12 protein-coding genes are annotated in these 12,617 nt (G+C 48.4%); all 12 read right to left on the bottom strand.

Annotated elements, in window-relative coordinates:
• The coding region (locus ABDK92_05285; protein ID MEN3186037.1) for an FGGY family carbohydrate kinase at window positions 1-1,071 on the bottom strand (1,071 nt) is incomplete at its 3' end.
• A 23-nt stretch (window positions 1,072-1,094) separates the two neighbouring features.
• Window positions 1,095-2,237 carry a hypothetical protein gene (locus tag ABDK92_05280; protein MEN3186036.1) on the bottom strand — a complete coding sequence of 381 codons (1,143 nt, stop codon included), beginning with the start codon at window positions 2,235-2,237 and terminating at the stop codon, window positions 1,095-1,097.
• A gap of 4 nt (window positions 2,238-2,241) precedes the next feature.
• Window positions 2,242-3,300, bottom strand: a complete 1,059-nt coding sequence (gene mtnA / locus ABDK92_05275; GenBank protein ID MEN3186035.1) for an S-methyl-5-thioribose-1-phosphate isomerase — start codon at window positions 3,298-3,300, stop codon at window positions 2,242-2,244.
• Window positions 3,301-3,321: 21 nt separating this feature from the next.
• The gene (locus tag ABDK92_05270) at window positions 3,322-3,780 is read right to left on the bottom strand and encodes a small multi-drug export protein (GenBank protein MEN3186034.1); all 459 of its coding nucleotides are present in this window, start codon (window positions 3,778-3,780) and stop codon (window positions 3,322-3,324) included.
• Window positions 3,777-4,604, bottom strand: a complete 828-nt coding sequence (locus ABDK92_05265) for a purine-nucleoside phosphorylase (protein MEN3186033.1) — start codon at window positions 4,602-4,604, stop codon at window positions 3,777-3,779. Before ABDK92_05265 ends, ABDK92_05270 begins: the two co-directional genes overlap by 4 nt.
• A gap of 19 nt (window positions 4,605-4,623) precedes the next feature.
• The gene (gene xerD, locus ABDK92_05260; protein MEN3186032.1) at window positions 4,624-5,526 is read right to left on the bottom strand and encodes a site-specific tyrosine recombinase XerD; all 903 of its coding nucleotides are present in this window, start codon (window positions 5,524-5,526) and stop codon (window positions 4,624-4,626) included.
• Window positions 5,510-6,265: a prolipoprotein diacylglyceryl transferase gene (gene lgt / locus ABDK92_05255; GenBank protein MEN3186031.1), complete on the bottom strand. Its 756-nt coding sequence runs from the start codon at window positions 6,263-6,265 to the stop codon at window positions 5,510-5,512. Before lgt ends, xerD begins: the two co-directional genes overlap by 17 nt.
• Window positions 6,265-7,722, bottom strand: coding sequence for a DUF3048 domain-containing protein (locus tag ABDK92_05250; GenBank protein MEN3186030.1), 1,458 nt, complete (start codon window positions 7,720-7,722; stop codon window positions 6,265-6,267). Before ABDK92_05250 ends, lgt begins: the two co-directional genes overlap by 1 nt.
• Complete coding sequence (locus tag ABDK92_05245; GenBank protein MEN3186029.1) at window positions 7,719-8,138, bottom strand: biopolymer transporter ExbD; 420 nt, start codon at window positions 8,136-8,138, stop codon at window positions 7,719-7,721. Before ABDK92_05245 ends, ABDK92_05250 begins: the two co-directional genes overlap by 4 nt.
• The gene (locus ABDK92_05240) at window positions 8,104-8,799 is read right to left on the bottom strand and encodes a MotA/TolQ/ExbB proton channel family protein (GenBank protein ID MEN3186028.1); all 696 of its coding nucleotides are present in this window, start codon (window positions 8,797-8,799) and stop codon (window positions 8,104-8,106) included. The genes ABDK92_05245 and ABDK92_05240 overlap by 35 nt, the downstream gene beginning before the upstream one ends.
• Window positions 8,800-8,869: 70 nt before the next feature.
• The gene (locus ABDK92_05235) at window positions 8,870-12,487 is read right to left on the bottom strand and encodes a tetratricopeptide repeat protein (protein ID MEN3186027.1); all 3,618 of its coding nucleotides are present in this window, start codon (window positions 12,485-12,487) and stop codon (window positions 8,870-8,872) included.
• Window positions 12,487-12,612, bottom strand: coding sequence for a biopolymer transporter ExbD (locus tag ABDK92_05230; GenBank protein ID MEN3186026.1), 126 nt, complete (start codon window positions 12,610-12,612; stop codon window positions 12,487-12,489). The genes ABDK92_05235 and ABDK92_05230 overlap by 1 nt, the downstream gene beginning before the upstream one ends.
• Window positions 12,613-12,617: the final 5 nt, after the last annotated feature.

Below are 12,617 nucleotides of genomic sequence, written 5' to 3'. Positions count from 1 at the left end.
TCCATAGGGTCTGGTTGGTCCCGAGGGCATGAAAGCCGGAACCAGAAAAACCCCCTGCGCCCCAGGAGAAACGTGTTGGGCCTGTTCTACCATCAGGTCATAAATTCCTTTCTGGTCCTTCACTTCAGTAAAGAAATTCCTGCGTACCCATTCCACGACCCCTCCGGCGATCATCAACATCTGAGGATTCCAGAAACCTCTTTCCGCGTCAAGTTCCACCAGCATGCCTGCCCGAAAAGCAATCTCAGAATCACGATAATATGGAATCCTCAAAGCAGCAATTTCCCAGGTACCAGAACTTAAGATGACTTCCCCCTCCTTGGCCATGGAACCCACAATGGCAAATTGCGTATCATGACCAGCAGAAATGACCGGCACTCCCTCAGGAATCCCAGTTTCCTCGCTTGCTTTTTTCAAAACCGTTCCAATCACTTCTCCAGCCTCAACAAAGCGAGGGAAAAACTGGGTTGATACCCCAGCAAGACTGAGCAATTCCTCCGCAAGGCGTCGCCCCGAAACGTCCAGCATCATTCCGGTAGAGAGGGAAGTGTAATCGACGGTCATTTCGCCTGTCAATCGGAAATTCAATATCCCTGGTAACATCATGAAGGAAGATGCCTCATCAAGGGCAAAGGGCGCGTTCTCCCGCAACCAGAGTAATTTCAACAAGGTGTTAAAGGGGATGATCTGATAACCGGTAATACGAAACAGTTCCCGTGGGTTCACCAATGAAGCAATTTTTTCCATCCAGGGAACTGTCCGACTGCACTGCCAGGAAATAACAGGATACGTCAGGCTCCCATCCTTCCTAACAGGTGCTCCATCAGCCCCAAACGTGGTCACCGCTACCCCAAGTATTTTCCCGGAAAAGCCATTCACCACCTTACGGGTATTTTCACAAATCTTCTGCCATATTTCTTCCACGTCCCAGACCAGCCACTCACTTCGCTGATCTTGAGGACGGGGTTGATTGGGCAAAGACGAAGCAAACAAGATTTCTCCCTGAGGACTGATAGCTATGGAGCGAAGACTCGTAGCGCCACAGTCCAAAATCAAAAAATACTCCTCCATTTTTTAATCCCTCCAGTACGCACTCAAATTCTAAAACGTAAGAATGCAGCGATGCGCTCTATATTTTGAAGCCCAGGAGTAGCGCTGGCGATATGCTTCACCTCTCCATTCTGCCAGAAAACCTCATTAATCACTCGCTCAACGATATCCTCTACAGGAACAACCTCCCCTCCGCAAAGGGCACACGGCTCGGGTTTTAGACTTAAAAATCCGCACGCCCGGCACACAAAACCACCCTCATGATACTCTTCATCCACGAGCAATTTCTGACAGGCCCCCAGATTTACGGCTTGCAACACGTTGAGTAAGCCAAAAGTCGCTAAACCTTTATTCCCAACTACCTCAAGAAAACGCTCCATGATCATCCGGTCTTCTTCCTCTTTTATCATTTTCTCGGCTTGTAAAGCTTCCTTAACGATGGTATTGATATGATCCCTAGGGTTCAGATGTATCCTACCCTTCAAAGTCCCTTTGAGGTAGGTATGCAGGAAATTCACAAAAAGGGGGTACTCCTCTTCTTTGGTACCCACGAAGAGGTATTCGAAATGTTTCAGGCGGAAATGTTCTAAAAGGTGATCGGCCACCTCTTTATAATGGCGGAAAATCTGGTTTTCGATGTGCCTGGCGATTCTCCGTTCTTCAAGACCATACCATCCACCCTCCTTCACTTTTCCCTGAGTATCACTATGGTAACTGGCATACTCCAGAATCTCTCCCATATAAATCTCAAAGAATCGTGCCTCCCGATGGTCCAGGACCACCAGCATAATCCGACGATGCTCGTCAAGAACGGCAAGGAAGGGGCGAATATAGGGGTTTGGACCAACAAAAACCGCCGATGGTAAGGACTGCGGGAGATGGTACACACGGAAAAAATTGCTGGCATCACTGGCCACAATCACGAGTCCCCTTACTTTTCCTCGCACTTCAAAATCGCTTCGCAGGAAACCTTCAATGCGCTTGAAATCTCTTTCTACTCCCAGATGGAGCTCTTCGGAAAACTGTTTCCGCAGGGAAGCCAGTTTTTCCTGTAAAAGAGTATGAGCCACGGCCAAAAATTGTTGACGCGTGAATCGCCTGGGATCCACATTCAAATAAAAAGAAGTAATGAGACCCTTCTCCAGAGTAAAATCGCTCAATTCTCGAACGTCGTCCACGGTAATCATGTTTTCACCCCCCCTTCCTCTTCTTTTTTATCTCATCAAACTTTTCCAGAAATGGAGGATAGAGAACCCCCTCCTCCGTGACAAAAGCGCTCACCAGGTTCCAGGGTGTGATATCAAAAGCAGGATTCCGCACTCCCACCCCCAACGGAGCAATTTGTCTTCCACCCCACACCAGTACTTCTTCCGGGTTTCTCTCCTCAATGGGTATCGCCTGACCGTTGAGAGCGTCGAAATCAACCGAAGAAAGTGGAGCAGCAACGTAAAAAGGAATCCGGTGATAGCGAGCGAGCAATGCTACGGTATAGGTACCAATTTTATTGGCAAAATCACCATTTAAGGCAATCCGATCTGCTCCAACGATTACTTTATCAATCGCTCCTTGGGCCATTAAAAAGCCGGCCATATTATCACAGATGACCGTCACCGGAATACCACTTTTGCGGAGTTCAAAAGCAGTTAAACGAGTACCCTGGAGCAGAGGACGAGTTTCATCCGCATAGACGGTCAGTCGCTTCCCCTCTTTGAGGAAAGCCCAGTGTATCGTTCCTAAAGCGGTTCCCCACTGAACACAGGCCAAAGCCCCAGCGTTACAGTGGGTCAAAACCCGGTCACCATCGGCAAAAAGCTGAGCCCCAAGTTGCGCAATACGTTGATTGGTGGACACGTCTTCTTCTTCCATAGTCTGTGCTTCTTTAATTAATCCCTCTACCACCACCTCCACCGATGCTCCCTGACCCTCCAGGGAATGCCAAAGCTTTTTCAGGCGATCGAGAGCCCAGAAGAGATTGACCGCCGTAGGACGGGTTCCCCGCAGTTCTTCGTCCACGCGCGCCAGAAAATGGAAAAACTCTTCCCGATTCAAACACGAAGCCTCCAAGGCTCCCAGACAAAGGCCATAGGCTGCTGCAACTCCAATGAGGGGTGCTCCACGCACCTGCAACTTCCGAATGGCCTCAGCCACAACCCGGTAGTCAGAAGTGGTCACATACCGTTCTTCCAGAGGCAAAAGCGTTTGATCCAAAAAACAAAGGGTATTGTTTTCCCACTGAATCGTTCGCACCATCCTCTTTATCCATCCTTTCCTTTAAAGCCAGAAACCATACCCAAAGAGTATCACGATGCTCACAATACATGTCGCCAAAAGAAGGCCTCCCAGAATAAAAGGAAATGATTCTCGAAACGAGAATCCCCCCAGAAAACAAATAAGCGACCCAGTCCAAACCCCGGTAAACGGCAAAGGAACTCCCACAAAAAGAAGAATCCCCCACTGCCCCCATCGAGCGTATCTTTGAAAGCGTTTTTTCACCCCTTCGGTGTAACGTCCGTAGAAGCGGTTAAACCATTCGAGCTTACAGAGCAGTTTCAGTGCCGCCCGGAGGCAATACATGACCAAAAAATATGGAATCACGTTTCCCAAAAACGCAACCGGCAAAACCAGAGAAAAAGGCACACGAGCCCCTAAAACACCATATGGGATTGCACCTCTCACCTCGCTAACAGGTAAAAAAGCAAGCAAAAAGACCTTAAAAAGTGACCCAGTCATACCAGAACCATTCTCCGCACCAGCTCCTTGATAATCAACGTCATTTTGGGTTCTGCCTCTTTAGCGGCGTTCACGATTTCCTCAAAACTCACTGGCTCCACCACCCCATCAATGGCCAGATCCGTAATGCAGGAAATCCCAAACACTCGCATTCCAGCGTGTCTGGCCACGATTACTTCTGGAACCGTAGACATGCCTACGGCATCTGCCCCAATGGTGATGAGAAAGCGATACTCGGCAGGGGTCTCCAAGTTTGGTCCCGGAAGTGCCACATAAACACCCTGGTGAACGTAAATCCCGTTTTCCAGAGCAATTTGTAAAGCAAGTTCTCGTAATCCTCGATCATACGCCGAGGACATGTCCGGAAAACGTGGTCCAAGGTCAGGGTCGTTGGGTCCTCGCAGGGGGTTATCACCCAGAAGATTGATGTGGTCGGTGATGACCATAAGGTCTCCCCGCTTCATATTTCGATTCATCCCACCGGCAGCATTACTCACCAAAAGCACCTGACCCCCAAGTTGTTTCATCACCCGCACCGGAAATGTAACCTGTTTCAAATCATACCCTTCATAGTAATGAAACCGTCCCTGCATCACCACTACTGGTCTTCCCGCAATATATCCCAGCACCAGATTTCCCCTGTGAGTTTCCACCGTCGAAACTGGGAAATACGGAATTTCCTCATAGGGAATCACACGGTCGATTTCAATTTCATCCACCAGGGCCCCCAAACCAGTACCCAGAATAATCCCCACCGAAGGCACGAAACGAATTTTTTCTCTTATGAACTGTGCGCTCTCCTCAATTTGCCTTTTCAACTCCATCGCCATTCACCCCCATAATTTACTTTCTTGGAAAGGCTTTATCGTAAACTTCCCTAAGCATTTTTCGATTCACATGGGTATAAATCTGGGTAGTCGCAATATCGCTATGGCCCAGAAATTCCTGAACAACTCGCAGATCCGCTCCGTTCTCCAGAAGATGGGTGGCAAAAGTATGTCGAAACGTATGGGGAGTGATACGCTTCTGAATCCCCGCGCGAAGAACATATCGCTTAATCAGCGTCCAGACACTCTGACGAGTCAGAGGACGTCCTGAAGCATCACTCACAAAGAGATAGTTACTCTGAGACTTTTTTAAAAGAACTGGCCTACCTTCTTCAAGATACGCAATGAGCGCATCTTGAGCTTTTTCTCCAAAAGGCACCACTCTCTCCTTAAATCCCTTTCCCCACAATCGGACCATCCGATTAGAAAGGTCAAGATGGGAAAATTCAAGTAACACCAGTTCGCTGACCCGCAATCCACTCGAATAAAGAAGTTCAAGCATAGCCCGGTCTCGCAACCCTCGGGGGGACAGAGGATCACAAACCGCAATAAGCCGTTCCACCTCTTCCAAAGTTAAAACTGCAGGAAGATTACGCTGAATTCGAGGCGTATCCAAAAGTTTGGCGACATTCTCCGTTACCAATTTTTCCCGTACCAGAAAGAAGAAAAACGTCCGCAATGACGAAATCCGCCGAGCCAGAGAAGTCTTCTCCAAGTTCTTTTTGGACTCACGCACCACAAACTGTTCCAGAACCCCAAGGTCCACCTCCCGAAGAGAATGATATCCCACCTGGCTCAAAAATTGAAGGAAGAATGTCACATCTTGATGATACGCCATGATGGTGTTATCCGACAATCGCTTTTCCCAGAAAAGGAATTGCAGAAAAGACTCAAGGACTTCTTCAAACTCTGGCTGCATACCGTTCCTGGAGTAACCTTTTCAAAAAGAGCACCACGGTCACAACCACTACACAGGCCAATTGTCCCAAAGTCAAGAATCTTCCGATGGTAAAGGGTTCTTCCCTAAAATATTCCATAAAAAAGCGGGCCACACCGTAAAGCCAAAGATAATCGAGAAAGAGTGCTCCAGGAAAATGGGGTCGTCGAGAAATCCAGAGCAAAATGAAAAAAATGATCAGGGAGTACCCCAGGGAATAGATTTGCGTGGGATAACGAAAACCAGAAAGGTGGGGAAATTTGACCCCCAAAGGGAAAAATGAGTAGGCGCAAACCCGTCCATAACAGCACCCATTCAGGAAACAACCAATCCTGGCAATCGCGTAACCCAGCGCAATTGGTGGAGCGAAAAGGTCAAAAAAGGCCACCAGGTTATACTTTCTTCTCACAATATAGGGGATCGTAAGAAGCAAGGCCCCGGCAATGCCTCCATAAAACGTTAATCCACCTTCTCGCACCGCGAAAACTTTCCCCAGATTCTCGCTATAATAATCCCAGTGCAGGAGTACGTAAGCCAATCGTGAACCCACTACCGCTCCAATCACACAGAGCGAAGCCACTTCCATCACAGCCTCTTTACTCACCCCATATTTTGAAGAATGGGATAAAGCCCACAGAACACCAACCAAAAAAGCAAGCCCAAGCATCACCCCGTAAGAATAAATGGGAAAATTTCCCAGAAAAAAGAGAACTGGACGCATCAGAACACCACCTTTGTTTTGGTATCGACAATTTCAACCCACACCCTCCCAGGGTTGACTCGCAGCTCTTCGCCATTGTCGTAATAGAATCTGGTCTTATCCCGCAGAGTTTTCTTTTCCCACCGTATGGGCAACACCACACCGTCACTAAAAACAAAGCCTTGACCCTGCCCGACAAATCGGATCTCCAGACGCCCTTCTTCGTCTTTCACCACGTGTTCGGTCATCTGGACGATCACCGTGGAACAGGAAATCTGCACCCCAGAACTACTGTCGGTATGGGGCTGTCCATTAACAAAACGGTCATATTCTCTTTTACCTTCGTTGAAGGCAAATTTGACCATGTAGTCACCAGCATAACGAATCTCCAAGGCTGATGCTTTTCCTCCAGATGGTGCATTCACCGATGCAGAAGCAACTCCAAATCCCGCACTTCTGACCGGTCTATTGTACCCTAACTTCTGGGCTTCCTGACGCAGAGAAACCACCGAAGTATAAAGATTATGGGGTGGACGCCGCTCCTTCTCCCTCCAGAAAGGTTGAAAGTGGCTCATTTCATCAATATGGTCCAAAGCCAGCTCTTTCATATACGTATAGGCTTCGACACTCCCTCCACTGTGCACAAAGATGGCATCGTGCTCCAGCGCTTTCAGAGCAAAGTATGGACGAGCACTCCGTACCGGTCCAACACGATCCACCGTTTCAGAAGAAAATATCGCTAAAAATCTGGTAATGCCTCCTTCGGCCATGATTTCATATACCACATCAGCTTTGGAAAGCCCTGCCTGCGGTCGAGCTTGAGGAGCATTTTCCACAATCACTGCAATGGGTCTTTTGGTAAATGGAGAGCGCTTTTCAACACTCGTGGTGGGAGGGAGCAGTTCTCCGGTGGCCATGGTCTCGCCCACAGTGCTTTCCACCCTTTGCATTCCCTCCTGCGCCAAATGAGCAAGACGAGAGGATTGTCCTGCTTCGTCAAGTTGTCCCTTAATGGTCGATTCTGCCTCAGCACCCTGCCACTTCATGCTTTCTTCGACTTCGATATTTTCACCCGGGTTAAAAAGCCGCGCTCCCGATGGTGAAGTCTTTTCCACGATGTTCTCTGCTTGAGGAAGTTCCACAGGAGGCTTGGGAACCCGTACCTGTTCTTTTCGCTGTTCCATTTCCGAGGCTATTTCACTCTGCACCTGCGGCACCTCCTGAGCCTCAGCCTTTTGCATTTCTGGAGGAGGGTTCAGTTCCGCCAGTTCCGCGGTTTGGGGCACCGTTCCCTGTGGTTTCTTGAGAGAGGGAATTTCCATCAGTTCCACCACCACCGGTTTCTCCTCGCTGGGCCGGTTATAATGAAAGGAAAGCCAGTAAATCGAGATCACGGCAAGAACCACAAGATTCACCACTAAAGAGAATACCAGAGAAAAAGACCAGATTCTCCTTTCGTCCCAGACCAGACGACTCACTCTCCTTCTCCTTCCGGTTGTGTGGCAATGGCCATTCGTTCTGCCCCTGCTCTCCGGGCAAGGTCCATCACCTTGACCACATTCCCGTGGAGCACTTTTTTGTCGGCCTCGATGACCACCATACTCTCCGGGTCTTTTCGCAGGGAGGCCACGAGCACCTTAGGAAGTTCATTCCAGTCGGTGAGCCCTCCATCCACATAAAGCATGTTATTCTCAGTGACGGTGATGGTGATGGTTTTGGCTTCCTCAAGCTTGGAGAAGTTGGCTGAGGGAAGGTTGACTCTGGCCCCACTCTCCACACTGATAAAGGTCGTAGTCACCACAAAAAAGATCACCAGTTGCAAAACCACATCCACTAAGGGAGTGATGTTGATATCCGGTTTAGTTCTGGTCTTCCGTTGCCGAAATCGGAACATGGTCCTTCTCTCCCTCGGGGAGAGCGATATCCTCCAAATCAATCATCGGATGGGTGGTTTCCATCACGTCCAAAAGCTCCGTGCTCAACCGCTCGATATCACTGACGATGTGTTCTGAGAGACGAGAGAGGTAGTGATGAATCACCACCGTTGGAATGGCAACCGAAAGCCCTGCTGCCGTGGTGAGGAGGGCTTCAGAAATCCCCCCCGCCATCTCGGTTGGTTTCCCCACTCCCACCGCCGCAATAACACTAAAAGTCTTAATCATCCCAGTGACTGTTCCCAGAAGCCCAAGAAGTGGGGAGATGTTGGCAATGACCACCAGGGTGGAAAGCCGCCGTTCATAGAATGGTAACTCCTGCATTGCTTTGATCTCCATCGCCTCTCTGGCTTCCTTCGGTTGACCAGCAAAGTATTTCTTTAAACCAGCCAGGATGATGCGGGAGGCCGGCATCTGAAATTTCTGGGTAATCTCAAGAACCCCCTGCAGGTCCTTCCGGGAAAGGGCTTTGCGAACTGCTCGCAGATATTTTTTGACCTCTTCTTTTGCATGCCGGAGCACATACCATCGCTCCAGAAAAATGGCCAGGGACACCACCGAACAGGCCACGATGGGATACATGACGTATCCGCCTTTAGCAATGATGGAGAAAAACTGCATGCACTAACCTCCTACTATTCAGGGTGAGAAAATGGTTTCTTTTCCAAATCAGAATAAGTGTAATGCCATTTCACTCCTGGGTCAATAGAGCCAGGCGTTCCTCAGCCTTAGACTTCCATAAGCTGTCCTGACTTTTCTCCACAGTTAGCCGATAGGCTTTGACTGCTTCTTCCAGGTTCTCAAGGTACTCCCAGGACATTCCCAGGTAGTATGCAGCCCGGTCAAAGTATGCACTCTCTCCAGCCTGAACAATGTGCTGAAACGCATCGGCCGCCTTCCCAAACTCCTGAATCCTGAGAAAAACGGTTCCCAGACGATACCAGGCATAGAGTCGATTTTCTAAACTCCATCCTTCACGATGCACCAGATTTTCTAATACTCCTACGGCTTCCTCATACGCACTTTCCTGTATCAGGATATCAGCCAGAAGAGACATTAACTCTTCTTCATGTTTTCCCTGAGGAAACTCTGTACGGTAAGAAGAGATGAGCTTTTTGCTCTCATCCATCTTGCCCACAAAGTATGCCGACCAAGAAGCGAGGTACAGCAATTCTTCCTTTTCAGGATGCTGTGGATAGGAACGGAAAAATTCCCACACGGTTTCCAAAAAAGCCTGATACTCTTTCAGAGCATACAGTTCCTCTAGAAGGAGCAAAACGGCTTTTTCTTTGACCGTATCAACAGTAATCAAATCCTCCAGAATTTTTCGACTTTCAGGCAAGTTTCCCTCCTTATAGTAGGCTACAGCCACCCGCCATAGAATCTCCGGGCCACGGACCTCAGAAAGCTTACGATAAAACTGAATCACCCCGGACCAATCCCCTTTTCGATAGGCAAGGTCCAGAAGATAAAAACAAGCTTCTTGAAAAAAGCCCTCTTCTGAAGAAGCAAGCGACCGGGATAAGTGGTCATACGCTTCGTCAAAATGGCTCAGGAAATAATGAGCCTTACCAAGGAGAAAATGAACAAGGTGCTGGCGATTGGTAAAACCAGTCCCGTCTCCGAGCTGAGAAATAACTGTGAAATAATCCCCCTTTTCCATAGCTTCCAGAGCTTTCTTCAGGAGTTCAGCTTCTCTATCTCCCAGTATCTCTTCAGGGTTCTTTCCTGCCTGTCGCAAAACCTCTTCTGCTTGTTCCTTTCTTCCAAGTTGATGATACGCCAAAGCCAAGATTAAAAGATATTCTTCCTCCAGTCGGCCAGTTTTTTCCTCCAGTACAATCAAATCATCAACGACGCCCTGCCAATCTTCTTGCTGAAAACGCAGTTTAACCCGAAAACGGAGAAAATCAACCGGGAAAACGTTGAGTATCTGTCCCTCAAGACTACGAATGGCATTTCCTGCCTCCTGAACCATTCCCTTTTCTAGATAGGAAGAAGCCAGCTTCAACCGGGCTTCAATCAGAAATTTCCCCTGAGGATACGAAGAAAGGTACTGGGTAAAAGCGATGATAGCCTGTTCCCAATCTTTTTGGCGATACCAGCTATCTGCAGCCAGAAACGTTCCCTCGTCTCCTTTGAGTTTCTCAAAGGTTGAGCGAGCCTCCTCTTCCCTTCCCAAATGGCGATAGACATATCCCAGCATTTCCAAAACTTGTGAGGAAAAATCGCTTCGGGGATAACGTTCCGTAAACCTTTTCAGAGCAGTGAGTGCTTCTGGCCACTTCCCTTCTTCATAAAAACTCAAAGCGTAAAAAAATGAAGCCTTTTCTAAAAACCTGCTCTCTGGAAACTGAATCTGAAATTGCTGAAATGCCAGACGGGCTCTCTTATAATCCTGAGTTCGGACCAACACTTCAATCCTCAACGCCTCAGCTTCTTCCATAAACTCGGCATAGGGATAATTCATGATAATTTCCTCAAGAACTAAAACTAGATCCCCAAATTGCTTGAGTTCGAAATCCGCCGTGGCGATACCCCACAATGCCTGTCCCTTCATTTCCCCTTCCAGATTGTCCTTGGCCTTCAGGTAATGAGAAAGGGCTTTGGACCATTCCCCCTTCTCACCATAAATCTCTCCCAAAAGAAGATGGGCCTCACCAAGAGCATCATTGACTGAGATAGCTTGCTCAAGCCAGGCTTTAGCTTTTTCCCTCTCTCCCCAGGCAAACAACTCATACCCCGTATTGTACGCATACCAGGCTTTATCCTCAGGAGTGGAGAGTAAGCTGGCTACTCTCTCGCGTTCCTCCACATACTCTTTGGTGCGACCCAACCGATAATAACAGCGCGCCAGATATTCATGGGCCTCAGAGAAAGCAGGGTTTTCCACGATTGCTTCTTTAAAAAATTCAATCGCCTCCTGATAATTTCCCTTTTCATACCGCTCATAACCACTCTGAAAGTTTCGCACCGCTTTTCTCCCGTACTTTTTTTCCTGCTGAGTTCGATCCAGAAAACGTCTGGCCTGACTGTTGAAGGGATCGAGTTCCAAAACCTTCCCCCAAGCCTTTTCAGCTTCCGACAACTTTCCTGCTTCGTAGAGCGTTCTCCCCAACCAGTAATATGCTTCTTTAAAACTGGGATTGAGGTGAATCGCTTCCTTGAGGTACTCCTCTGCTTCGGGTAGACTCCCCTGAGCAAAGTATTGATATCCCTGGGTGTACGCTTCATACGCAGACTTTCCAAAAATCCGGGCTTTTCCCGCCAGCTGAAAAAAATATTGCGCCTCTTTGGAGTGGGGATCCAGCTCATAAGCTTTCGCATAGGCTTTTTCCGCTTCATCGGTTCGATCCGATTCATAGTAGATCCGACCCAGAAGGAGATACGCTTCCACCAGATTGGGATTGAGCTCTGTTGCTTTGGTAAGATTGGCGATGGCCAGGTCTAGGCTCTTTTGATGAAAATATGAATATGCCAGACGAAGGTAAACCTGAGCAATGAGGGAAGCGTTGACCCTTCTCCCATGATTGAGCTCCCTCAAGTAGAGGTCCCATGTTTCTGCTTCTTTTGCCCACCATCCCGTCTCCCGATACATGTTTGCTAAGTAGTAATACGTTTCAAGGTAAGCTGGTTCTCGCCTGATAGTTTCCCCAACCAGGGCAAATGCCTCACGCCACAGGGGCTGATCAGGATACTGTTTCTCACCATAGGTCCTGATGGCTTCGTCAACCTTGATGAGTCCCTGATAAAGGGGAAAGAGATTGACCAGAGATGGAACCGATATGGACAATTGGGAAAAGAACGTTTCGATACCCAGGACTTCCATGGTCTTTTGAGCCACATACAAAGCAGCCAGATCCATTCTTTCCCCGTCGAACATTTCGCTGGGAATGTCGATGTAATCTCCCTGAACAAGTCGGTGTAAGCGGGGGGTAACGATAATTCTGTCCCGACCGGCCACTTCCCGATGACGGAAAGAACCAATCAAAACATAATCACAATTTGCCCTTTTTCCCAATGATTGGGCAGCTGTAGGGACAAAAAGTGTATCCCAGGAAATACGGGAAGCCCGAACCAGATTATCGACAGAAAAAACGTCAGGGACTTCAACGTTCTTTTGCTCTTCCAGCACCCTTTTAATCCAATCTCGAATGAGATACCCCCAGTGGGGTTCTTCGTTGTTTCGATCGATAAAAGGAAGAAGAGCAATGGTCAGAGCATCTTCAGCCCAGGAATATTCCATCAGTAACATTCCCCAAAATAGGACCAAAATCATTCCCCACATAATGCCTTTTTTCCAGTTCATTATTCTTCCTCTCCTTCCGGTTGTGTGGCAATGGCCATTCGTTCTGCCCCTGCTCTCCGGGCAAGGTCCATCACCTTGACCACATTCCCGTGGAGCACTTTTTTGTCGGCCTCGATGACCACCATACTCT

The sequence above is a fragment of the Atribacterota bacterium genome (assembly GCA_039638595.1).
GTDB lineage: Bacteria > Atribacterota > Atribacteria > Atribacterales > Caldatribacteriaceae > Profundicultor > Profundicultor thermophilus.
This window is presented reverse-complemented; position numbering and strand designations above follow the sequence as displayed.